The 22,644-nt window shown below is 40.9% G+C and carries 27 protein-coding genes; 18 read left to right on the forward strand and 9 right to left on the reverse strand.

The window, feature by feature from the left end:
* Window positions 1–182 precede the first annotated feature (182 nt).
* Window positions 183–860 carry a helix-turn-helix transcriptional regulator gene (locus BQ5796_RS05365; protein WP_071459288.1) on the reverse strand — a complete coding sequence of 226 codons (678 nt, stop codon included), beginning with the start codon at window positions 858–860 and terminating at the stop codon, window positions 183–185.
* 620 nt (window positions 861–1,480) lie between these two features.
* Here BQ5796_RS05365 and BQ5796_RS05370 point away from each other — a divergent pair.
* Together BQ5796_RS05370 and sdaAA are read left to right on the forward strand one after the other, a co-directional pair.
* Entirely contained in the window at window positions 1,481–2,800 is a 1,320-nt protein-coding gene (locus BQ5796_RS05370; protein ID WP_071459289.1) for an aromatic amino acid transport family protein, read from the forward strand.
* 80 nt (window positions 2,801–2,880) lie between these two features.
* On the forward strand, window positions 2,881–4,443 hold the full coding sequence (gene sdaAA, locus BQ5796_RS18745) for an L-serine ammonia-lyase, iron-sulfur-dependent, subunit alpha (RefSeq protein ID WP_071459290.1): 1,563 nt from the start codon (window positions 2,881–2,883) through the stop codon (window positions 4,441–4,443).
* Window positions 4,444–4,591: 148 nt separating this feature from the next.
* On the opposite strand, the gene def is transcribed toward sdaAA, so the two are convergent.
* Both def and BQ5796_RS17310 read right to left on the reverse strand, forming a co-directional pair.
* Window positions 4,592–5,146 carry a peptide deformylase gene (gene def / locus BQ5796_RS05380; protein ID WP_071459291.1) on the reverse strand — a complete coding sequence of 185 codons (555 nt, stop codon included), beginning with the start codon at window positions 5,144–5,146 and terminating at the stop codon, window positions 4,592–4,594.
* Between the two features lie 126 nt (window positions 5,147–5,272).
* Complete coding sequence (locus tag BQ5796_RS17310; protein WP_074033904.1) at window positions 5,273–5,404, reverse strand: YjcZ family sporulation protein; 132 nt, start codon at window positions 5,402–5,404, stop codon at window positions 5,273–5,275.
* A gap of 189 nt (window positions 5,405–5,593) precedes the next feature.
* On the opposite strand from BQ5796_RS17310, the gene BQ5796_RS05385 reads away from it, so the two are divergent.
* The 5 genes from BQ5796_RS05385 to lpdA all read left to right on the forward strand — a co-directional run bounded on the left by BQ5796_RS05385 (window position 5,594) and on the right by lpdA (window position 11,567).
* Window positions 5,594–6,253: a YkyA family protein gene (locus BQ5796_RS05385; protein WP_071459292.1), complete on the forward strand. Its 660-nt coding sequence runs from the start codon at window positions 5,594–5,596 to the stop codon at window positions 6,251–6,253.
* 391 nt (window positions 6,254–6,644) lie between these two features.
* Entirely contained in the window at window positions 6,645–7,760 is a 1,116-nt protein-coding gene (pdhA, locus tag BQ5796_RS05390; RefSeq protein WP_071459293.1) for a pyruvate dehydrogenase (acetyl-transferring) E1 component subunit alpha, read from the forward strand.
* A 3-nt stretch (window positions 7,761–7,763) separates the two neighbouring features.
* Window positions 7,764–8,741, forward strand: coding sequence for an alpha-ketoacid dehydrogenase subunit beta (locus tag BQ5796_RS05395; protein WP_071459294.1), 978 nt, complete (start codon window positions 7,764–7,766; stop codon window positions 8,739–8,741).
* Window positions 8,742–8,794: 53 nt separating this feature from the next.
* A complete protein-coding gene (locus BQ5796_RS05400; protein WP_071459295.1) occupies window positions 8,795–10,153 on the forward strand; it encodes a dihydrolipoamide acetyltransferase family protein in 1,359 nt (452 codons plus the stop codon).
* A 4-nt stretch (window positions 10,154–10,157) separates the two neighbouring features.
* Window positions 10,158–11,567 carry a dihydrolipoyl dehydrogenase gene (lpdA, locus tag BQ5796_RS05405; RefSeq protein WP_071459296.1) on the forward strand — a complete coding sequence of 470 codons (1,410 nt, stop codon included), beginning with the start codon at window positions 10,158–10,160 and terminating at the stop codon, window positions 11,565–11,567.
* A 50-nt stretch (window positions 11,568–11,617) separates the two neighbouring features.
* Here the strand turns inward: lpdA and BQ5796_RS05410 are convergent, their stop codons facing one another.
* Window positions 11,618–11,998 (reverse strand): hypothetical protein, encoded by a 381-nt coding sequence (locus BQ5796_RS05410; protein ID WP_083413051.1) that lies wholly within the window; start codon window positions 11,996–11,998, stop codon window positions 11,618–11,620.
* Window positions 11,999–12,201: 203 nt separating this feature from the next.
* On the opposite strand from BQ5796_RS05410, the gene BQ5796_RS05415 reads away from it, so the two are divergent.
* Window positions 12,202–12,441, forward strand: coding sequence for a hypothetical protein (locus BQ5796_RS05415; protein WP_071459297.1), 240 nt, complete (start codon window positions 12,202–12,204; stop codon window positions 12,439–12,441).
* Between the two features lie 37 nt (window positions 12,442–12,478).
* Here BQ5796_RS05415 and BQ5796_RS05420 read toward each other — a convergent pair whose 3' ends face one another.
* Window positions 12,479–12,913, reverse strand: coding sequence for a DUF1885 family protein (locus BQ5796_RS05420; protein ID WP_071459298.1), 435 nt, complete (start codon window positions 12,911–12,913; stop codon window positions 12,479–12,481).
* Between the two features lie 155 nt (window positions 12,914–13,068).
* Here BQ5796_RS05420 and BQ5796_RS05425 point away from each other — a divergent pair, with 155 nt between their 5' ends.
* A complete protein-coding gene (locus tag BQ5796_RS05425) occupies window positions 13,069–13,368 on the forward strand; it encodes a DUF3055 domain-containing protein (protein WP_071459299.1) in 300 nt (99 codons plus the stop codon).
* Between the two features lie 227 nt (window positions 13,369–13,595).
* Entirely contained in the window at window positions 13,596–13,718 is a 123-nt protein-coding gene (locus BQ5796_RS17315; RefSeq protein WP_074033907.1) for a GapA-binding peptide SR1P, read from the forward strand.
* A gap of 87 nt (window positions 13,719–13,805) precedes the next feature.
* On the opposite strand, the gene BQ5796_RS05430 is transcribed toward BQ5796_RS17315, so the two are convergent.
* Window positions 13,806–15,275 carry an aminotransferase class I/II-fold pyridoxal phosphate-dependent enzyme gene (locus BQ5796_RS05430; protein WP_071459300.1) on the reverse strand — a complete coding sequence of 490 codons (1,470 nt, stop codon included), beginning with the start codon at window positions 15,273–15,275 and terminating at the stop codon, window positions 13,806–13,808.
* Between the two features lie 211 nt (window positions 15,276–15,486).
* Between BQ5796_RS05430 and BQ5796_RS05435 the strand changes: the two genes are divergently transcribed.
* Complete coding sequence (locus BQ5796_RS05435; protein ID WP_071459301.1) at window positions 15,487–16,443, forward strand: NAD(P)H-dependent flavin oxidoreductase; 957 nt, start codon at window positions 15,487–15,489, stop codon at window positions 16,441–16,443.
* A gap of 71 nt (window positions 16,444–16,514) precedes the next feature.
* On the forward strand, window positions 16,515–16,787 hold the full coding sequence (locus BQ5796_RS05440; RefSeq protein ID WP_071459302.1) for a UPF0223 family protein: 273 nt from the start codon (window positions 16,515–16,517) through the stop codon (window positions 16,785–16,787).
* A 104-nt stretch (window positions 16,788–16,891) separates the two neighbouring features.
* Here the strand turns inward: BQ5796_RS05440 and BQ5796_RS05445 are convergent, their stop codons facing one another.
* The gene (locus tag BQ5796_RS05445; RefSeq protein WP_071459303.1) at window positions 16,892–17,512 is read right to left on the reverse strand and encodes a YktB family protein; all 621 of its coding nucleotides are present in this window, start codon (window positions 17,510–17,512) and stop codon (window positions 16,892–16,894) included.
* A 160-nt stretch (window positions 17,513–17,672) separates the two neighbouring features.
* Here BQ5796_RS05445 and BQ5796_RS05450 point away from each other — a divergent pair, with 160 nt between their 5' ends.
* Both BQ5796_RS05450 and BQ5796_RS05455 read left to right on the forward strand, forming a co-directional pair.
* Window positions 17,673–17,867 (forward strand): hypothetical protein, encoded by a 195-nt coding sequence (locus tag BQ5796_RS05450; protein ID WP_071459304.1) that lies wholly within the window; start codon window positions 17,673–17,675, stop codon window positions 17,865–17,867.
* A 190-nt stretch (window positions 17,868–18,057) separates the two neighbouring features.
* On the forward strand, window positions 18,058–18,861 hold the full coding sequence (locus tag BQ5796_RS05455) for an inositol monophosphatase family protein (protein ID WP_071459305.1): 804 nt from the start codon (window positions 18,058–18,060) through the stop codon (window positions 18,859–18,861).
* Window positions 18,862–18,950: 89 nt separating this feature from the next.
* On the opposite strand, the gene BQ5796_RS05460 is transcribed toward BQ5796_RS05455, so the two are convergent.
* On the reverse strand, window positions 18,951–19,136 hold the full coding sequence (locus tag BQ5796_RS05460; RefSeq protein ID WP_071459306.1) for a YlaF family protein: 186 nt from the start codon (window positions 19,134–19,136) through the stop codon (window positions 18,951–18,953).
* Between the two features lie 148 nt (window positions 19,137–19,284).
* Between BQ5796_RS05460 and typA the strand changes: the two genes are divergently transcribed.
* The 3 genes from typA to BQ5796_RS05475 are packed head-to-tail and all read left to right on the forward strand — an operon-like array spanning window position 19,285 to window position 21,760.
* Window positions 19,285–21,120, forward strand: a complete 1,836-nt coding sequence (gene typA, locus BQ5796_RS05465; protein ID WP_071459307.1) for a translational GTPase TypA — start codon at window positions 19,285–19,287, stop codon at window positions 21,118–21,120.
* 20 nt (window positions 21,121–21,140) lie between these two features.
* Window positions 21,141–21,461 (forward strand): YlaH-like family protein, encoded by a 321-nt coding sequence (locus BQ5796_RS05470; RefSeq protein ID WP_071459308.1) that lies wholly within the window; start codon window positions 21,141–21,143, stop codon window positions 21,459–21,461.
* Window positions 21,462–21,469: 8 nt separating this feature from the next.
* Window positions 21,470–21,760, forward strand: a complete 291-nt coding sequence (locus tag BQ5796_RS05475; RefSeq protein ID WP_071459309.1) for a hypothetical protein — start codon at window positions 21,470–21,472, stop codon at window positions 21,758–21,760.
* A gap of 46 nt (window positions 21,761–21,806) precedes the next feature.
* On the opposite strand, the gene BQ5796_RS05480 is transcribed toward BQ5796_RS05475, so the two are convergent.
* A complete protein-coding gene (locus BQ5796_RS05480) occupies window positions 21,807–22,007 on the reverse strand; it encodes a YlaI family protein (RefSeq protein ID WP_071459310.1) in 201 nt (66 codons plus the stop codon).
* A 169-nt stretch (window positions 22,008–22,176) separates the two neighbouring features.
* Here BQ5796_RS05480 and BQ5796_RS05485 point away from each other — a divergent pair, with 169 nt between their 5' ends.
* Window positions 22,177–22,632, forward strand: a complete 456-nt coding sequence (locus tag BQ5796_RS05485; RefSeq protein ID WP_071459311.1) for a pyridoxamine 5'-phosphate oxidase family protein — start codon at window positions 22,177–22,179, stop codon at window positions 22,630–22,632.
* Window positions 22,633–22,644: the final 12 nt, after the last annotated feature.

Genomic DNA, 22,644 nt, shown 5'->3' on the forward strand with positions numbered 1-22,644 from the left:
CATCACACTATCGACAATAAAAGAAGGCAGCTCACTATTAAGGGAGCTGCCTTCTTTACGTTTTATGCTCGAAAACAATGTAACTTCATCTGTTGCTGTGCAGGGTAAATCCCATAGCTGACTGCGTGAGAGCGCATTCATTTCAATAATGTAATAAAAATTTAATTTTATCTATGCACAGCCTATGATACATCAGATTTAACATTGCGCGAAATCATTTTAAGATAACGATAAACACTTGATTCGGACATACCCATTATATCTGCAACCTCATTTATTGTACCTTTAATATCAAATACTCCGTATTCCTTCAATTTGGCAATCGCCAATTTCTTTTGTTCGGGCGATAGTTGCGCACCTGATTCCAATATATCTTTATCAATGACTGTATCAATGATATCCCGGACATTTCCGGTTAGTTTTTCGACAGGATGTTCTTGGTTGTTGTCCTTCTCAATTTGTTTTATATCCATGTTTATATTGACCAGCTTTAATACATCATTTGCGACTTTCCAATACGCGTCTGCATCAAAGTTTATGCATAAAAGGCCCTGCAATTTCCCCTGGCTATCCTTGATAAATAACGTTGATGAACGGAATTTTTTCCCTCTCGGCCCTTCTCCGACATAATTTACAACATGATCTTTCTGTGAATAGACCTTTTCGTTGATTAACTTTCTTGCATAGGCAGTTAACGGCCCGTTTAAAGACCTTCCGCTTAACTCTCCATTGACGATGTGACCAATCTGAGAACCTCCATCAGGATTTAAAACATGTAAAACAAATTCATAGTTAGGTCCCAATATTTTCCCGAAATAATTCATGATATTTTGATAGTGCCGAAATAATTCTTTATCCAATTACGTAAACCTCCTTCTGCGATCATTTTTTTACTATAAATTTTATTCACTAAAAAAGGGAACATTTCGATACCCAAATTATATCAGAGTTTAGTTATTTTCCAAGATGTAATAAAAAACTTTCATAAAAATAATTTATTATTAAATCCATTGACACTTATATAAGGACTGTGATAATTTGTTGTTGTAGTAATAAAAAATAATTACTGTAATAAATTTTTCTGAAAACTTTGAGAATGTATACATCTCTGGCAAATCATCCCAAGTTTTCACGCTCACTGAAAGAGGTAAAATGTTTTTTAAGTAGTTTGCAAAATCGTCTTTCTTACTTGAAGCTTTTCTAATTTATTCATAGGTGGTGTGGAAAAAAACTATAGTACATTTAGTAATCTCTTAGATCAGCAAATTAGTACTTAAAGTCATAGGTGAATTATTATTGCTGTTTTAAATGAAAACCCTTACACACACAATATTTCCCCCTTGCTCAAACTAACAGTAAGTTAAGTGTTGTCGGGACTTTAAGAAACTATTATTGCAGATTGCAGGAATACAATGAAGAATAGAATTTTGAAAGAAACACAATCAGAAAAAATAGTAGACATACTAGGAGGACTAATAATATGGATGGAAATACTGTCAGAAAATCAGTAGTTGAACCGGAAAACATTGGAGAAGATAATAATAAATGGCTAGATCCTAAAAAGTGGCATAAACAAGACACAACATGGGCATTGAGCCTATTTGGAACAGCCATTGGTGCGGGAGTACTCTTCTTGCCAATTAATGCAGGTGCGGGCGGATTGCTCTCATTACTATTAATTACAATACTCTCATTCCCGGTCATGTACTACTCGCATAGGGCGCTTGCTAAAATGATTTACGCCTCCAATTCGGCTGAAGAGGGGATTACAGGTACTATACGTGAGTATTTCGGAAATAAGGCAAGTATTATTTTTAACGTTGTCTATTTTGTTTCAATCTATACGATCGTACTCATGTATTCGGTTGCCCTAACAAATACTGCAAGTAGTTTTATCGTGAATCAAATGCACATGAGTGAACCGCCAAGAGCCATTTTGTCGCTTGCATTGGTGCTCGGACTTATTGCTATACTGAATTTTGGCCAGGACATTACTGTAAAGGTAATGAGCATGCTTGTTTATCCATTCATTATTTCTCTGCTAATAATCGCAGTATCTTTGATTCCAAAATGGAATACGTCAATGCTCAGTTTTTCAAGTGTTTCGAATGTTTCATCAGGTACAGGGGTTTTCGCAACAATTCTAATGGTTTTGCCAATCATCGTATTTTCTTTTAACCATTCGCCCATCATTTCGTCATTTGTTGTGAAACAGAGGCAAACTTACGGAATTAATGCTGTTGATGCTAAAAGTAATCAAATACAAACAGTTTGTTATATACTTACATTTGGTGTGGTAATGTTCTTTGTCTGGAGTAGCGTCTTGAGTCTGACTCCAAATGATTTAATTATGGCAAAGGAACAAAATTTATCAATCCTTTCCTATCTTGCTAATCAAATTAATTCGCCAATTATCAAAATTGCAGCACCTATCATCGCTTTCGTGGCCATAACGAAGTCCTTCCTTGGCCATTATGTAGGAGCGTACGAGGTAATGCGTGACATGATTATCGAGTCTGGCAGAGCGCGCGGTAAGAACATAAAAGAAAAATCAGTTAAGACAATGATTCTTGCGTTTGTCGTATTAACTTGCTGGTATGCTGCTTATAAAAATCCAAGCATACTCGGACTAATCGATAGTCTTAGTGGTCCATTGGTCGCTGCTATCCTATGTATCCTGCCAATGTATGCAATCCTAAAAGTTCCTGTATTGGCTAAATACAGAGGCAAAATGAGCAATATCTTCGTCATCATTGTGGGCGTGCTGACAATAGTGGCAAGCATTAAATCATTATTATAAAATCAATCCGGTTCCATATCTGCCTATGGTCAGCGTTGCGGAATATTTTAAAACTGCTATTACTTTAAAGGAGTGATAAAATGTCTTTTAAAAATTTGCAAGAATTAATTGAAGTGGCTGAAAAAGAAAATACAACTCTTTCAGAATTAATGATAAAAGCAGAAATGGTACAGAAAGGCTTATCGAGAGAAACGATTTATGAAAAAATGTCGGAACAATTCACAGTCATGGAGGAGGCTGTCCGCAGGGGAACCGAAAGTCCTGTTATGTCTCGTACGGGTCTAACCGGTGGAGATGGAAATCGCCTTTATGAATACGCCAAGAAAGGGAACACCTTTGTTGATGCTAATACTTTAAATGTCTCAGCCAATGCACTTGGCGTATCAGAAGTGAATGCAGCAATGGGGAGAATAATTGCGACACCAACGGCTGGTTCGGCAGGGATTTTGCCGGCAGTACTTATTCATGCCCTGGACAGCGGAAGATTTACCCGTGACCAGATTATCCAGTCCATTTTCACTGCATCCGCACTTGGCCTCGTGATGGCCAATAAAGCATCGATATCAGGCGCTGAAGGAGGCTGCCAGGCTGAGATTGGTTCAGCAACGGCAATGGCTGCAGGTACACTGGTGGAACTTGCTGGAGGAACACCTAGGCAGGTGGGAAATGCAGTTGGAATCGCGTTGAAAAATTCCTTGGGACTTGTCTGTGATCCAGTTGCCGGGCTGGTGGAAATTCCTTGCATCTATCGCAACGGTTTACATGCCCTTACCGCCCAAGCTGCAGCAGATATGGCTTTGGCTGGTGTCATCAGCATCATCCCTCCGGATGAAGTCATTCGAGTGATGCATGAAGTTGGACAGCAAATGCCTGAATCATTAAGAGAAACGGGAATAGGAGGCTTGGCTGGAACTCCAACAGGACAGAAATTAAAAGAGAAGATCCTGGGCGGAAAACCAACTGACAGCGGACCGGCAAAATACCAAAGTGCTTATGATATCATTGGTCCTGTAATGGTGGGACCTTCGAGTTCCCATACGGCAGGAGCTGTCCGGATTGGTAATATTGCACATCAGCTATTAAATGAAAAACCACTATATGCAAAGTTCACTTTAATGGGGTCTTTTGCTGAAACTTATCAGGGACACGGCACCGATTTAGCTCTTTTGGCAGGTGTCCTTGGGCTGACAACAATGGATGATGACATACCGAATGCGATAGAAGTAGCTGAAAATCAGGGCTTGAAATATGAATTTACAAAACGGATACTCGGAAGCTACCATCCGAACACCGTGTTGATTGAATTAGCAGGGGAGTCGCATAAAATAAAGGTGTTAGCCAGCTCTTTAGGCGGGGGTAAAGTGGAAGTTCAGGAATTTGAAGATTATCCGTTAAAATTCAGCGGAGAACGTCCAACCCTTGTGATTCGCCATAGTGATAAAAGAGGAGTAATTGCAGAACTATCGAAAATTCTTCAGGTAACAGGTTTTAACATCGCCCGCATGGCAAATGAACGTTCTAAAATCGAAGGTCCTGCCATTACGATATGTGAAGTAGATGGTGCAATTGACGAAAGACTTTTGGATATCTTGAAAAGAGAAATTCCGACTATTGAAGAAGTACTTGTGGTTGAAACCTTGTAATGGATTACAAAAAGTGAAGTCCAAAAAGCCAGCATCCGCTGGCTTTTTGGACTTCTTTTTGGATGAAGCGCCGGATCAACCCGTTCCCCTTTCAAAGAAAGTAAAGGGTGGGTGAATCTCTCGTGGTGGTATCCCATGCTAACTTATGTTATCGGCCGATTATCTTTGCGTTTTCAATAGGGGCGAAAGGATCTTTTTTATTAATATGGTCGTAGAACATAACTCCATTTAAATGGTCGATTTCGTGTTGAAAGACAATTGAAGGAAGACCTTTTAGCCGCAATTTCACACTATTTCCCTCAAGGTCGGTCCCATTAACGGTTATTCTCGAATACCTTGGAACATATCCCGGGTAAGGTTCATCCACTGAAAGGCAGCCTTCTCCAGCCGCAAGGTAAGAGAGTTCTACAGAGTGGCTAACAATTTTCGGGTTGAAAAGTGCGTAGCTGTATAAATCTCCTTTTTCATCATGGACGTGTACTGCAATCATTCTTTTTGAGACATTAATTTGGGGGGCTGCAAGCCCAATTCCAGGACGGAGACCAAATCGCTTGGCTGTTTCTTCTTCCTGGCTCATTTTCACATATTCAAGCATGCTTGCTAGTATTTGCTTTTCCTCTTCTGATGGTGGGAGGGCTACTTCTTCTGCAACCATGCGCAAAACATGGTCGCCATCCTTAATAATATCTTCCATAGTGATCAATGTTGTTCACCTCAAATTGCTGTTTTTATGTAAACAAGTCTATCAAATTCATACCAAAAAGTTAATTAAATTGTAAATGGCTGATAGCAAGATGAAAAGGGGGGCTGCTGCCCCCCCTTCATTCGATTAGAACTTCCAGCAAGCGCATCCTACGATAATAAGAAGGATGAACAAAACGACAATTAGGGCGAAGCCTCTTCCGTAACCGCCACCGTAGCCGTAACCACCGAATCCGCAACCATATCCGTATCCATACATAATGGAAAAACCTCCTGTTTCTGATTTCACCCTGTTTTACCAAGGGATTACTATAACCTATGAAGAAAGAGGAATATTGTGTAGGCATTGGCCCAGCATATTCGTAAGAAGAGAGGAATATAATGCTGAAATAGGTGGACAGGCTTTTTACATTCTACTTAGATGAACGATATCAGAGGAGGCAATAATATGGTCGTCTTAACGAAAATGCGAAACATATTAACCGTGGCAGCATTAACCATTATCCTTCTAAGCAGCTGTGCGAAAGAAAAAAGTGATGTAGAGAAAATCCATTCAATATTAGAAGAAACCGCAATCATTGAAAAAAGTTTAGAAAAGCTGCAGCGCTCACTTGTCGATCTAGAAAGGAAAGATAGTAAAGCATTCAAAAAAATAATTGCATTGGAAAAGGGGGGAAAGGAAAGAATAGTACTCTCAAACGAGGCGATTGGAATTTCGGATAAAAGGAAGGAGCTGGTGGAGAAAGAAAGGGAATATATTGAAAAAGCCCAGCGGAAATTTAACAGTGCAAAAGCAAATATGGATAAATTAACGGATCCAGATTTAAAAAAAGCTGCCGTCAATCTTTCGAAAAGCATGAATGATAGATACGACAGCCATCAAAAGCTTTATGAATATTATTTAAACGGCTTACAGCATGATAAAAAACTGTATGGATTACTGAAAAAGAAAAATATCTCTGTTTCCCGTTTAGAGAAAGAAGTTAAAGAAGTAAACGATGCCTACAAAACGGTAATGGAGATGAATGATGCATTCAATGAAGCAACGAAGAAATATAACAGCGAAAAGAAAACCTTTTTTAGAAAGGCAGGATGGAAAATAAAATAAATCTAACAAAACCCGGCAAGCGTTAGGTGCCGGTTTTTTGATAATTTAAACGAGAAAACCATTATAGTACAGTGGTATTTTTTTTAGTAATACAGGGGTTGGCACCTGTACATGACTTTCCCCTATAAATAATTTAAAAAAATATTAATCCTAGCATTTGACGAAGAGTTTTCATTGTTGTAAACTGAAAAACGTAGAAAGGAATTGTATTAATTCTTTTATAAAAATGGTTAGTACAGGTCTGGTAAAGCAGATTTCCGACAAACGGTGGTGTTTCCTCAGCAGGTACATTTGGGTAAATGCAACAGAGGTTTAACGCTTTGTTTAGGGCAACCTGAATCTGTATGAACGATTAAAAATATTTAGGTGATGAAAGGATAGGTGACGTTGGATGGCATCCAAAACAAAGAAAACGCTTGCCGATGCGGTAAAACAGCTGGAGAAAGTCCAGGATCAATTCGAAACTCTGCAAATCCTCAATGAAGAGGGAGAAATCATCAATGAAGCAGCAATGCCTGAAATGTCAGATGAACAACTTCAGGAATTAATGAAAAGAATGGTCTATACAAGGATACTGGATCAGCGTTCCATTTCCTTAAACCGTCAAGGCCGTCTTGGTTTTTACGCTCCAACTGCAGGCCAAGAAGCATCACAGCTAGCGTCGCAGTTTGCCCTTGAGAAAGAAGACTTCATCCTTCCGGGATATCGTGATGTACCGCAAATAATTTGGCACGGTTTGCCGCTTTACCAGGCATTTTTATTCTCCCGTGGTCATTTCAAAGGGAACCAAATTCCTGAAGGTGTAAACGTTATCTCCCCACAAATTATAATTGGGGCTCAGTATATACAGGCAGCTGGTGTAGCGCTTGGAATGAAGAAGCGCGGCAAAAAGTCAGTCGCTATTACTTATACAGGTGATGGGGGAGCTTCACAAGGCGATTTCTATGAAGGTATTAACTTTGCTGGTGCTTTTAAAGCGCCTGCAATCTTCATCGTTCAAAATAACCGATTTGCTATTTCTACCCCTGTTGAAAAGCAATCCGCTGCAAAAACAATTGCTCAGAAGGCTGTGGCTGCAGGTATTCCTGGAGTTCAAGTTGATGGCATGGACCCATTGGCTGTTTACGCTGCAGTTAAAGATGCCCGCGAGCGTGCAGTCAACGGAGAAGGCCCTACACTTATTGAAACGCTTACCTACCGTTACGGTCCACACACTATGGCAGGTGATGACCCTACAAGGTACCGTACTTCCGATCTGGACAATGAATGGGAGAAGAAGGATCCTCTTGTTCGCTTCCGTAAGTTCCTCGAGAAGAAGGGGATTTGGAGCGAAGAAGTGGAAAATGATGTGATTGAAAAGGCGAAAGACGACATTAAAGAAGCGATCAAAAAAGCGGATGAAACACCTAAACAAAAGGTAACAGACTTAATGGAAATTATGTATGAAGAAATGCCAAATCATCTTCAAGAGCAATATGAAATATATAAAGAGAAGGAGTCGAAGTAAGCCATGGCTCAAATGACAATGATTCAAGCAATAACGGACGCACTCCGGACGGAGCTTCGCAATGATCCTAATGTACTAGTATTTGGTGAGGACGTTGGTGTTAATGGTGGTGTATTCCGCGCCACTGAAGGTTTGCAAAAGGAATTTGGAGAGGAGCGAGTATTTGATACTCCTCTTGCTGAATCCGGGATTGGCGGACTTGCTATCGGACTAGCATTGCAAGGCTACAGACCTGCAATGGAAATCCAATTCTTCGGTTTTGTGTATGAGGTTATGGATGCAATCAGCGGCCAAATGGCGAGGATGCGTTACCGTTCAGGCGGAACCTACACTTCTCCTATTACAATTCGCTCCCCTTTTGGCGGGGGTGTTCATACTCCTGAAATGCACGCGGACAGTCTCGAAGGTCTTATGGCTCAACAGCCTGGTGTGAAGGTTGTCATTCCTTCAACCCCATACGATGCTAAGGGATTGTTGATCTCGTCAATTAGAGATAACGATCCAGTAATCTTCTTGGAGCATATGAAACTTTACCGTTCTTTCCGCCAAGAAGTACCTGAGGAAGAATACAGTATTCCGCTTGGAAAGGCTGAAGTGAAACGTCAAGGTTCTGACCTGACAATCATCACATATGGTGCAATGGTACATGAGTCTTTGAAAGCAGCAGAGGAACTCGAGAAAGAAGGACATTCAGTCGAAGTGATTGACCTTCGTACGATTATGCCTCTAGATATTGAAACAATCGTTGCATCAGTTGAAAAAACAGGACGTGCTATCGTAGTGCAGGAAGCTCAAAGACAAGCGGGAATCGCAGCACAAGTGATTGCTGAAATCAATGAACGTGCAATCCTTAGCTTGGAAGCTCCAGTGCTTCGAGTTGCGGCACCAGATACTGTGTTCCCATTCTCTCAAGCAGAGTCAGTGTGGCTTCCAAACTTCAAGGATGTTATTGAGACAGCTAAAAAGGTTTTGAAATTCTAATATCCAATCGGGAAGAAACAAGCAGACATAGAATATAAGGAGGCTGAATATCTGTGGCATTTCAATTTAAACTGCCAGATATAGGTGAAGGCATTCATGAAGGCGAGATCGTTAAATGGTTCGTTAAAAAGGGTGATAAGGTCCAGGAAGACGATGTGCTTTGTGAAGTGCAAAATGATAAAGCAGTTGTAGAAATCCCTTCTCCGGTAGCAGGTACAGTAGAAGAAGTACTTGTAGAGGAAGGTACTGTTGCAACAGTGGGACAAGTACTTATTACATTTGATGCTCCAGGATACGAAGACTTGAAATTCAAGGGTGATGAAGAAGAAGCTCCTGTTAAAGAAGAAAAATCTCCAAAGACAGAAGCACAGGTTCAATCTACACTTGAGTCTGGTCAAGACATCAAGAAAGATAGCGCAAACGTTTCTGAAAATGAAGGAACAACTGGTGCGGGTGCAGCAGGTGCTGCTCAAACAGATGTAGACTCTGACCGTCGTGTTATCGCAATGCCTTCCGTAAGGAAATACGCGCGTGAAAAAGGCGTTGAAATCCGCATGGTTAAAGGAACAGGGAAAAACGGCCGCGTTATGAAGGATGACATCGACTCATTTATGAAAGGCGGCGTGCAGCAAGACTCCCAGACAGAGACTCCAGCAGCTGCAGAACCGGCTAAAGAAGCTCCTAAAGCAGCAGCCGTGGTACAGGGACAATATCCTGAAACTCGCGAAAAGATGAGCGGCATCCGCAAGGCAATTGCAAAAGCGATGGTAAATTCGAAACATACAGCTCCACATGTTACACTTATGGATGAGATTGACGTAACAAAGCTTGTTGCTCACCGTAAAAAGTTCAAGGATGTAGCAGCACAAAAAGGTATCAAGCTTACATTCCTTCCTTATGTGGTAAAGGCTCTAACAAGTGCGTTGCGTGAATTCCCAGTTTTGAATACTTCACTCGATGATGAGGCAGGCGAAATTATCCAGAAACATTACTATAATATTGGAATCGCAGCAGACACTGACAAAGGATTGCTTGTACCTGTTGTAAAGGATGCAGACCGCAAATCCGTGTTCTCGATTTCAGGAGAAATCAATGAGCTTGCTGGAAAGGCGCGCGATGGAAAACTCGCTCCTGATGAAATGAAAGGTGCTTCATGTACCATCACAAACATTGGATCTGCAGGTGGACAGTGGTTCACACCTGTCATCAATCATCCTGAGGTAGCGATTCTTGGAATCGGCCGCATTGCTGAAAAGCCTATTGTCAGGGATGGAGAAATTGTTGCGGCTCCGGTGCTTGCACTATCATTGAGCTTTGATCACCGTATGATCGATGGAGCGACAGCCCAAAATGCTTTGAATCACATTAAACGCTTGTTGAATGATCCAGAATTATTGCTAATGGAGGCGTAATAAAATGGTAGTAGGAGATTTTCCAATTGAAACAGATACGATAGTAGTCGGAGCAGGTCCTGGGGGATACGTTGCAGCAATTCGAGCAGCCCAGCTCGGTCAAAAAGTGACAATCGTAGAAAAAGGAACTGTAGGCGGTGTCTGCCTTAACGTTGGCTGCATTCCATCTAAAGCATTGATTGCAGCGGGTCACCGTTATGAGAATGCCTTGCATTCATCCGATATGGGGATAACAGCAGAGAATGTTACCCTTGATTTCTCAAAAGTGCAAGACTTCAAATCAAGTGTTGTTAAAAAGCTTACTGGCGGCGTGTCTGGTCTTTTGAAAGGCAACAACGTTGATATTGTTAACGGTGAAGCGTACTTTGTTGATGCCAATACATTGCGTGTCATGAATGAGACATCTGCACAGACTTACACATTCAAGAACGCGATCATTGCAACAGGATCCCGTCCAATTGAAATTCCTGCTTTCAAGTATTCTAAGCGTGTTCTTGATTCAACAGGTGCATTGAACCTTACAGAACTCCCAGAAAGCATTGTTGTTATCGGTGGAGGCTATATTGGTACAGAGTTGGGCGGAGCTTATGCAAGCTTTGGAACGAAAGTGACAATTCTTGAAGGCGGAGAAGAAATTCTAAATGGTTTCGAAAAGCAGATGTCTGCATTAGTAAAGCGAAACCTTAAGAAAAAAGGTGCTGAAGTTATTACAAAAGCACTTGCCAAGGGCGTTGAAGAAAAAGAAGACGGCGTCATCATTAAATACGAGGCAAAAGGCGAAGAAAAGCAAATTGAAGCTGATTATGTGTTCGTCATGGTAGGACGCAGACCAAACACTGATGAGCTTGGGTTAGAGCAGGCTGGTGTCGAGCTCGGTGAGCGCGGTATCATTAAAATTGATAAGCAGTGCAGAACGAATGTTAGCAATATTTATGCTATTGGTGATGTTGTAGAGGGGCCGCCTCTTGCTCATAAAGCATCCTACGAAGGAAAAATTGCAGCGGAAGCAATTGCAGGACATTCATCTGAAATTGACTATCTTGGCATTCCGGCTGTTGTCTTTTCCGATCCAGAGCTAGCTTCCGTTGGTTATACCGAAAAACAAGCGAAAGAAGAAGGTCTTTCAGTCAATGCTGCGAAGTTTCCTTTTGCAGCAAATGGCCGCGCACTTTCTCTTAATGAGTCAGACGGCTTCCTCAAGCTTGTTACCCGGAAGGAGGATGGATTGGTTATTGGTGCACAAATCGCTGGTCCTAATGCATCTGATATGATTGCCGAGTTAGGTCTAGCAATTGAAGCAGGCATGACTGCTGAAGACTTAGCGATGACTATCCATGCTCATCCAACTCTTGGTGAAATTACAATGGAAGCTGCAGAAGTAGCGCTTGGAAATCCTATCCATATCATTAAGTAAAGAAAAACCCTTTCTCGGAAACATTCGGGAAAGGGTTTTTTACGATGCGGTTAGTTCTTATTTTCGAGCCCTTTAGAAATTGGCTTCATGATTTGATTTTTTGTGGCATTCCCGGCTACCTTAGCTTTTATTTTTTCCTTGTGGAGAATGAGTAAGGCGGGTCCCTCGTCAACCTCTAGCTGTTTGTAATATTTTTTCGCATTCTTCGTGGGTAGAATCAGCATGTTTTCCATTTCTTTTGGGTAGTCTTTTTTTAACTCAATAATCGCATCATAATATGCGTCTTCTGTTCTATAATTTGCATCATCAGACAAGAATACGACCTGTTTTACATCATGATCAACTCGAAGGTGGGCACTTTTATCAACAATAGAACAAGATGGTGTTAATAGAAGGATAGCAGCAGCAGTGGCCAAGGTTGTTGATTTCATTTTTTTCTTGCCTCACTTTTTGAATTGGTTGAGAGGGATCCAGCGGATTTCCAAATTACAGTTATTTTAACATAAAAATTTCCCAATCTCTTCCTTGTCATCAGAATGTTATGAAAATGAAAAATAAGGGAACTTTCCTTGCATATATATGGATCAAAGGGAAAAAAGAAAGGCAGTCAAAGCGAGCATAGAAAGGGAAAAATGTGAGAATCTATACTGCAATTACTGTCCAAATGATGATTTGGAGTGCATTTACATTAATAGAATGGCTCTCAAAACACGATAAACCAGCGTATAACTATGTTATGTTTGCCATCTTTTTTTATCTGGCGCTTCTTGCTGCAAGACAATTTCTTGATTCTGCAAGGAAGGTTGCCTTTGCCACTGTTTCTAGCCTTATCATCTATTTTTTATTCTACTGGATGATGTCTCCATTTGTATAAAAAGAAAAAAAGCAGCAATCTGCTGCTTCCCGGGTCCTTATTTTCTTGGGTAAAAATACATAACTCTTCCGTTAAACAAGTGAAGCTCTCCCTGTAATTTTCTTGCTGCAAATTTACAGAATTCGTTAGCCTTCGCTTTATCACCCGCTGTTGCCTTTTCTGGAAGAGTTACCTGGATATATGTCTGGTTTGTTTCTGTTCCATCTTCCCCTATGATGTTTTCTTGATCGACACCTATCAATATCGCATAATAACGGTCCAAATTCGATGATAAGTAAAACCATGATCCTTTGCCATTGTTTTTTTCCTTTATTTCATAAGGAAAAGCAGAATCTTCATAATTCCATCCAACCTGGTTTCCTGTTTTCGCGGTGATTTCTTTGTAGTAGGAAAACAGACTCTTTATTTCATCTGTTGTAATCGACTCCTGAACGGATGCTGGTACAAGTTTTATATAAGCTGTATTTGACATGCTCCATCCCCCTGACATATCCATCACTTTACCTTTCCATTCTAGCATTTCTAAAATAATGCGACAACTTAACGGGAAAGCACAGAGAGCTTGAAAAAAATAAAACAGTAATTTATAATAATATTATAAATAATCAGATAATTGGAGGGGTAATGATGGATTTGTTCGAAAAGCTTTATGATGAGCACGAAAAGGTGCAAGTGAGATTTGTCGGTTTTACAACAGATGAAACACGCTATGACTTTGGCATCGTGTATACCAATATGTTTTTCGGAAAACCGCTTGTCGTTTGCATGCAGACTGGTAAATCCACACTCCTCGCTCCGGAAGACCTCAATAATATGGAGAACTTGCAAAAGGCCTTTAACATAAAGGAAGTAAAGCAGGCAGCCGATTTTGCAGAATTCTTTCGTGAAGCATTGCCAATGATTCCTTTTGAAACCCAATACGAATAACAAAAACAGGCGAATGCCCGTGTCAAATCGTAGACAAACTTGGTGAAAATTGAGTTTGTCTTTTTTTTTATTTATAACATTCTTGCTCAATTAGAATAATAAATAATCCAGAAAAACGTAATATGTTATACAATTACCACTTGAAAACTTAATAATGTTATATTATTATTGATTTAAGAGTTATTAAGCGCTTTCAATAATAATAATAGGAAACGGGGTTAGAAAAGATGGGTACAATCGTATGTCAGTCATGTAATGCAACCATTGATACTTTCGAAGATGAAAAGGTTTCTGTCCTTTATTCCCACAAATGTAATTGCTGTGAAGAAGAGAAACATGAACATCAATAATAAATTATAAATAAAATAAACCTGCTGAAAAGCAGGTTTATTTCTATAAAAAACAGGCGGGGTCCAATTTGGACCCCGCCTGCCGCTTTATCTAATTGCTTTATGCTCTTTTATGACCCGAATCATCTTTAACTCTGCATCTTCTGGTCCTTGTACTGGTAGTCCTGCTTCCATGTTCATTTTAATGTAGCTAAGGTTATCAGCTGTGATAATTTCACCAGGAATGAAAATTGGTATTCCTGGTGGGTAGACCATTACAAATTCTGCTATAATTCTGCCCACTGATTCGTCGAGCGGAATCACTTCCGTATCAGCGTAAAAGGCATCCCTAGGTGTAAGAGCCAATAATGGAATGTCAGGGAGTACCACTTGGACATGCTTTTTCTCAGCAGTTGCATGGAACGTCTCTGAAAGATGCTTTAGGGCATGAACAAGTGCTTCTCCTTCGGCATCTGTATCTCCAGGAGTAATGATGCAAAGAACATTATAAAGATCAGAGAGCTCTACTTCGATATTATGGTACCGACGAAGCCATTTCTCTGCTTCGTATCCAGATATCCCTAGGTCTTTCACAGATATAATCAGCTTTGTCGGATCATAGTCAAAAGTTGCCTGCGTTCCGAGAATGTCCTCTCCCACACAAAAGAGGTGCTGGATGCTATTAATTTCCTTGCGCAGATTCTTCGCAAGAGTAATCGCTTTGTCAATCAATTCGCGCCCTTCAGTAACAAGCCTCCTTCTTGCAACGTCCAATGAAGCTAGAAGAAGGTATGATGTGGAAGTTGTTGTCAGCATGCTGAGAATTGATTGCACTCTTTTATGGGAAACGAGACCTTCCTTAACATTTAGGATGGAGCTTTGGGTCATCGATCCACCGAGCTTATGAACGCTTGTTGCAGCCATATCAGCACCTGCCTGCATTGCAGATAACGGAAGTTCATCATGGAAATGAATATGAACACCGTGAGCTTCGTCCACAAGAACAGGTATATCATAAGAGTGGGCAATGTCTACAATCTTTTTCAAATCTGCACAGTAGCCGAAATAGGTCGGGTTAATCACAAGCACGCCTTTTGCATCAGGATGCTGCTCGAGTGCCTTTTCAACGGAATCGGTAGTAATCCCGTGAGAGATACCAAGGTTCTCATCTATTTGCGGATGGATGAATACTGGAACAGCTCCGGAAAATACAATGGCTGACATAACTGACTTATGAACGTTCCTAGGGACGATAATTTTATCTCCGGGCCCGCATACTGTCATGATCATGGCAATGATTGCGCCGCTTGTACCTTGAACAGAGAAAAACGTGTGATCCGCTGAGAATGCTTCTGCAGCAAGACGCTGTGCTTCCATAATCATCCCTTTCGGGGAATGCAGGTCATCAAGAGGCCCAATATTGATCAAATCGATGGAAAGCGCATTATCGCCAATGAATTGTCTGAATTCAGGATCAATGCCGCTTCCTTTTTTATGTCCGGGTATATGGAATTGGACCGGATTGCGTTTTGCATGTTCTAACAGTCCGCTGAATAACGGTGTATCGTATTGTGACAAAACATTCACACCCTTTTTTATTGATAAAATCTATTCCAGAATAATTGTAAAACAATTGAATTATAGCACTATTCATACCCATTGCATAGATTTTTCATTACAAAATCCGATAATGTTTTACATTAAATTTACCTATAAGGCGAATAAAGGAGTTGATTATCCTTGAGGCGAATAAATCAAAAAGATGAATATTTATTAAGGAGATGACACGATGAATTGGAATACGAAGGTGACAGAGTTATTGGGAATTCAGTTTCCTATTATACAAGGAGGGCTTGCTTATCTCGCGTATGCGGAACTTGCATCAGCGGTTTCGAACGCAGGCGGGCTCGGTCAAATAACAGCCATGTCTCTTCCAAGTCCTGAAGCTCTCAGGGAGGAAATAAAGAAAGTTAAAACAATGACGGATAAGCCGTTTGGAGTTAACTTTGCCATCGGTCAACATGGAAAACTATTTACTCATTACCTTGAAGTAGCGATAGAAGAAACGGTTCCGGTTGTAACAATGACAGGAGGTAATCCGGAGCCAATCTTTAGGCAGCTTGAGGGAAGCGATATAAAAAAGCTAGTGCTGGTAGCGGCAAAAAGGCAAGCGCAGAAAGCAGAAGAACTAGGTGCTGACGCTGTAATGGCAGTAGGGCATGAAGGCGGCGGCCATCTTGGAAAGAATGACATTGGGACGATGGTTCTGATCCCATCCATTGTTGACGCAGTGAGCATTCCTGTCATCGCTTCTGGCGGTATTGGTGACGGGAGAGGGTTGATGGCTGCGATGAGTCTTGGCGCCGAAGGAATTGAAATGGGAACAAGGTTCATTGCAACAAAAGAATGTGTACATGCAGTGCAAGATTACAAAGAGAAACTGATAAATGGGACTGAGAATGATACCGTGGTTATCAAAAAGACATTAGGATCGCCTGCAAGAGCTATTGCAAACAGTCATACAGAAAGAATTTTAGAGGTAGAAAAAGCTGGAGGCGGATACGAAGCGTTAAGGGATATGATTAGTGGTGAAGCCAACAGAAAGTATATTTATAGCGGTGACCAGGAAAATGGATTTGCTTGGGCTGGGCAGGTAATGGGTTTGATCAAGGATATTCCTTCTGTGGATGAACTCCTTGCTAGAATAATGAAAGAAGCTGAACTCATCAGGAATAGATGGGTGTAAAAACAGTTATGGTTGTAATAATAGTTCTGGGGAGTTAAAATCAACAGGGATTTCTATGAAGAGGTGAGGTAATGGAGTATCAATATCCTATTGATTATACTTGGAGCACGGAGGAAATAATCGATGCTGTTCATTTTTTCGAATGCGTTGAAACCGCGTATGAAAAAGGGATTGCGAGGATCGAGCTTTTGGATGCTTACCGGAGATTTAAGGAAATTGTCCCTGGGAAAGCCCAAGAAAAAACGATATGCAATGAATTCGAGGCGGCAAGCGGCTACTCCACATACAGGACAGTACAAGCAGCAAAAGCGGCTGCAGATGAGACTACAATTAAAATGAAATAACGATAAAAAACCGGGCGCCATGTGCTCCGGTTTTTTTTGTGGAAATGGTTATTTTATTAAATAAATAGCGATGTTAAATGACATTTATATAGTGTTTGCAAGGTTTATGCCAATTTATATAGGGGTATTAAAATTCTAAACACAGAATCAATCTTTTCTAAAAGTTCATCAGCACCCATTGCCACAGCTTTGCATCGAGGAATATGGAAGCCGCAAAGAATCTCAGCCTTTTTGATGGACTGCAGCCTTGAAAACATTCTTTGTAAATCTGCTTTTTCCAGGCTGCTGTGGGGATGGCCCTCTGGTTTTGCATGATCACTTGACCAGACGAAGTCAGACGGTATTGAGTCTATGATGAAATCAATATTTTTTTCAAGACACTCGCCGAACTGGTGCTTGTTTGGGGCTTCATAAATTACTGCGAACCAAATGAAAAGATGGGTCTCCCAAAGTCCGATTTGGAAATGGGGCATCATTTTATAGCCGCGCGGGTTTGCCGCAAAGGCAACCCAAGTATCATTTGGAGGATTGATCTTTCTTCTTGCATGCTTTGCTACATGAGGAAACATTTCATCGCCAGTTAAGGATGAAAGAGTAGGGGCGATGTGCTCTCCAAGAGCCTCAAGCTTCGGTCGTACTGTCTCTTTTAATGCTCTCATTCTTTCATCCAATCCATCTATCGTAAATACGTTGAAATCTGTGTCAGTAAAACCATTGAATGGCATGTATGTTACCTCCCGTTCACTTTGTCAAACATTGTAGCAAAAAAGTGGCGGGTAGTGAAGTTTTCTGTTTCGAATGGGTGTTTGCACATATTTGTTACGTTGATCTCTCAAGGTTCATATGATAATAAAAAATTCATTAATCCTAAAGGAGTGCTTAATATTGAAACAGTTAATCAATACAACGAGAAAGAAAAATGTCGACCAGCAGAAAACCGCCGTCTTGAAACTGGAAATGGACTATGAGCTAGCGACATTATTCGATGCAATGAAAACCTCTGATAAGCGACAGGTAAAAGAAAGTAAACAAAAACTAGAAAAAATCCGCCAAGAATTAGTGAAGCTGAAAGCTCTGTAAATCTGTAGCATAAAAATGAAGAAGAAGGAAAATATAAAATGAAAAATAATTAAGACGGACTCCTCAAACAAAATAGGAGTTCGTTTGCTGTTTGGTTTGAAAAGGGAATTGCTTGTATGCATAGTGTTTTTCCATTAAGCTGATAGTAAACGGTAATCAAGCATTACAACGTAGCATGCGGAGGGTAATGATGAATAATAGCATAGCAGAAATCAATACATATGCCAAAAAATGGGTTTTGGCTGCAGGGGAAAGGATAAAAGAGTCCTTTTCCAAGACGCTCGATATCCAGGCAAAATCCAATCCTAATGACCTTGTGACGAACATAGATAAAGAAACAGAGCAGTTTTTGATCGGCAAAATAAAAGAAACCTTCCCTTCCCATAGGATACTTGGAGAAGAAGGTTTCGGTGATAAATTAATGGATCTTTCTGGCGTAGTATGGATAATTGATCCCATAGACGGTACCATGAATTTCATCCATCAGCAACGGAACTTCGCTATTTCCGTCGGTATATACATCGATGGGGAAGGAATAATTGGACTGATATACGATGTCGCCCATGATGAACTGTATCATGTTGTTAAGGGACAGGGAGTATATATGAACGAGAAAGAACTTCCTGAGTTAAGGGAGCGGAAGGTTTCTGAGTCCATTATCGCTTTAAATGCTACATGGGTGACAGAAAACAGAAGACTTAAACCCGAATTACTCGCTCCGCTTGTGAGAAATGTAAGAGGGACGCGTTCATATGGCTCTGCAGCAATGGAACTTGTATACGTAGCAACAGGACGTCTCGATGCTTATATTACGCCGCGTCTTGCGCCATGGGATATTGCAGCTGGAATTCTGATGGTAAAGGAACTTGGTGGCATTGCTACTGATTTAAGAGGAAAGTCTCTGAATTTGATAAAAGAGAATTCAGTACTTGTTACTGCTCCTGGGCTGCACCAAGAAATATTAGGCGGATACTTAAAAGACGGCAACTGGTAAAAAACATGAAATTACATTATGTTATAGAAGCATAAACAAAGGGCACCACAGCTGAGTGCTGTTGTGCCCTTACTTTTTTGACGATTAGATTAAAGCTTGCCGCTTTCTCTTCTTTTCTTTTTTGTTTTGAAGCCGTATCCCATTACTGCAATCAGCCCGATGATAGATAAAATCACGCCTGTCAAACTGTCTTCTGCAATAGAAATACCGATTCCCATCATGCATACTGCTGAGAGAATTGCAAAGCCAAGAAAAATCCACTGGATGTTTTTCATTGTAAATGAGCCTCCTTATCGCGCTTGATCCTCACACTAATAGCATTGTACATCAAAATGATTTTAAGTTTCCATACTAATTATGCTATAATAATTAGGTTGTAAAAAAGTTGATAATATTTTTAAGATAAAGTCAGGAGTGACGTTTTTGAAACGAAGAGAAAATATCAGGAATATCGCCATCATTGCACACGTTGATCATGGTAAGACAACCCTTGTGGATCAGCTGCTAAAGCAATCAGGCACCTTCCGAGCCAATGAGAGTGTGGAAGAGCGGGCGATGGATTCAAACGATCTCGAAAGGGAACGCGGAATTACCATCCTAGCCAAAAATACCGCGATTCAATATAAAGACACAAGGATCAACATCCTCGATACGCCAGGCCACGCCGACTTCGGGGGTGAAGTGGAACGTATCATGAAAATGGTGGATGGCGTATTGCTTGTTGTTGATGCATACGAGGGCTGCATGCCGCAGACCCGGTTTGTACTGAAAAAAGCGTTGGAGCAACAACTGACACCAATCGTTGTTGTAAACAAAATCGACCGCGATTTTGCTCGTCCTGCAGAAGTCATTGACGAAGTCATTGATTTATTTATTGAGTTGGGAGCAGATGAAGAACAGCTTGAATTTCCAGTTATCTATGCTTCTGCCATCAATGGAACAGCTAGCATTACACCAGAAAAACAAGATGAAAATATGCAGTCTCTGTACGAGGCTATCATTGACCATATTCCAACACCTATTGATAATAAGGAAGAGCCTTTGCAATTCCAAGTGGCTCTTCTCGATTACAGTGATTACGTCGGCAGAATTGGAATTGGACGTGTGTTCCGCGGTACAATGAAGGTAGGCCAGCAAGTTGCTTTAATGAAGCTTGATGGAACGGTCAAACCATTCAGGGTAACAAAAATGTTCGGTTTCTTCGGCTTGAAGCGCCTTGAAATCGAAGAAGCTCAAGCAGGCGATTTGATTGCCGTATCCGGTATGGAGGATATCAATGTTGGGGAGACTGTTTGTCCGATTGAACATCAGGATGCACTTCCAATTCTAAGGATAGATGAGCCAACCTTGCAAATGACTTTCCTTGTAAATAACAGTCCTTTTGCTGGAAGGGAAGGAAAGTACCTTACATCAAGAAAGATCGAAGAGAGACTGCGTGCACAGCTTCAGACAGATGTGAGTCTGCGGGTAGAAAATACAGATTCTCCGGATGCATGGACTGTCTCAGGACGCGGGGAGCTTCACTTATCAGTCCTCATTGAAAACATGCGCCGTGAAGGCTACGAGCTCCAAGTCTCCAAGCCTGAAGTTATCGTAAAAGAAATTGACGGCGTTCGTTGCGAACCAGTCGAAAGGGTTCAAATTGATGTTCCGGAAGAGCATACTGGCTCTGTTATGGAATCCATTGGAGCTCGTAAAGGCGAAATGCTTGATATGGTCAACAATGGAAATGGACAAGTCAGGTTGATCTTTAATGTGCCTGCACGCGGGCTAATTGGATATACAACGGAGTTTTTGACGCTTACTAGGGGATACGGTATCATCAACCATACGTTTGATAGCTACCAGCCTATGCAGCAAGGTCAGGTTGGCGGAAGACGCCAAGGTGTCCTCGTCTCCATGGAAACCGGAAAAGCTTCCACGTATGGAATCATGCAAGTGGAAGACAGAGGAACTATTTTTGTAGAGCCGGGCACAGAAATTTATGAAGGTATGATTGTTGGAGAACATACGCGTGAAAATGATATTACTGTCAATATCACGAAAGTAAAACACGCAACTAACATCCGATCAGCTAATAAAGATCAGACTTCTGTCATTAAGAAACCGCGCATCATGACACTTGAGGAATCGCTGGAGTACTTGAACGATGATGAATACTGCGAAGTTACGCCAGAATCCATCAGACTTCGTAAGAAAATCCTTGATAAGAATGAACGCGAACGTTTCGCCAAGAAAAAGAAATACGCTGAACAATAGGGGTATAAGGGGGAAATAACATGGATATTAGCCAGAGACTATCTTTTTTTGCTGCGCTGTACAAAGTGGACGAGCAGCCTGACGTGGGAATGTGGCTGTTGTATATTACGCTTGTAGGACTTTGCGTGATCGTTTATAAATTAGGGTTCGCAAGAAAATTGCCGCTGGGGAAATCCATTGTTATATATATCTTCCTTGCATTGGGCTGCCTTGTTCTAACTGCCCTCGGTGTATTCCTTCCAATTGGCGAAGGGCTTGTAGTAGCGGCTCTCATCCTCATCATATATAAAATTCGCTTGCATCAACAGAAGAAGCATGATGCTGGTGCAAGGCAGGGGTGACTTAGTTCATGAGGTCATTGCAGGATTCATTGTATAATTGGCTTACGATCAAGATTGTTAGCGATGCAAGGCCGGAAGACAAAGCAGCGAGAGAGACAGCGGAACTATTTGCCTCGATCCTTGCAGATGAGTATGGAGTTCGGTACCCGGAAATAACAGTGGATGAAGAGCTATACTATGTCCAAGCAGTAAGCAAAGGGGAAGAGAAGAAGTACCGCTTCCCGCGTGAACTGGTTGAAGGCATGCTCTCTCAAATCAACAATGAACCAGAAAAATATGTGAACTATCCAGAAGAATGAGGATACAAAAGAAAACAGCCAAGAATTTTTCATGGCTGTTTTCTCTTTACCATTCATCTTCTTCTGTCCGTGAACGGTAAAGCTTAAAGTTACCTGTAGCAATCCTCTTTTGTGTTTTTTTTGCAATTCTTTCATGGCAAGAGTCACACATATATGTATGTATCGGTCTGTTTCTCAGCCGTTTTGCAACAAGTGTATCATTTTCAATTGACTCTATTTCATCACATATTACACATTTAACCCTCATCGGTGTCACCTCAAGTCATGGTCAGTTTTATTAGCATTATATAGCAAAGGCAATTTGTTTACATTATAACATTGTTTTACCTAACTTTTCATGCATGTTGAAAAACATCAGGTTTGCCCTTGGGCGGGCAACGTAGTAAGATGATGATAAGTGTTAAGGAGGTAGGACAATGGCAAACCAAGTTGAGAACAAGCTTATTAAACCTTTGTTCGATGAATTGCAAAAAGAGAGATTTGTCACAATTGCGACAGTCGACCATGTAACAGGGGGACCAAATGTAAGTGCAATCTCCTGGGTACTCGCAAAAGACGAAGAAACAATCCTTTTTGCAGTGGACAATCGGTCGAGAATTGTTGAAAATATTAAAGTAAACAGCAGTGTGGTTATCAATCTGATTGCTAATGAATCGACATATTCCATTGCTGGAAAGGCTAAACTCAAAAGTGATAGGTTAGAGGATGTTCCGCTAAAGTTGGCTCTTATTGAAATTGCCATTAGCGAAGTAAGAGATGTTATGTTTTATGGTTCAAAAATTACTGTGAATCCAGAATATGATAAAACATATGACAAAGATGCTGCTGCAAGACTTGATAGGCAAGTGATGGACAGCATGAGAAAAGCTTAAGCAGTATGAGAG

Source organism: Bacillus massilinigeriensis (assembly GCF_900111815.1).
In the GTDB taxonomy this organism is placed as follows: Bacteria; Bacillota; Bacilli; order Bacillales; family Cytobacillaceae; genus Mesobacillus_C; species Mesobacillus_C mediterraneensis.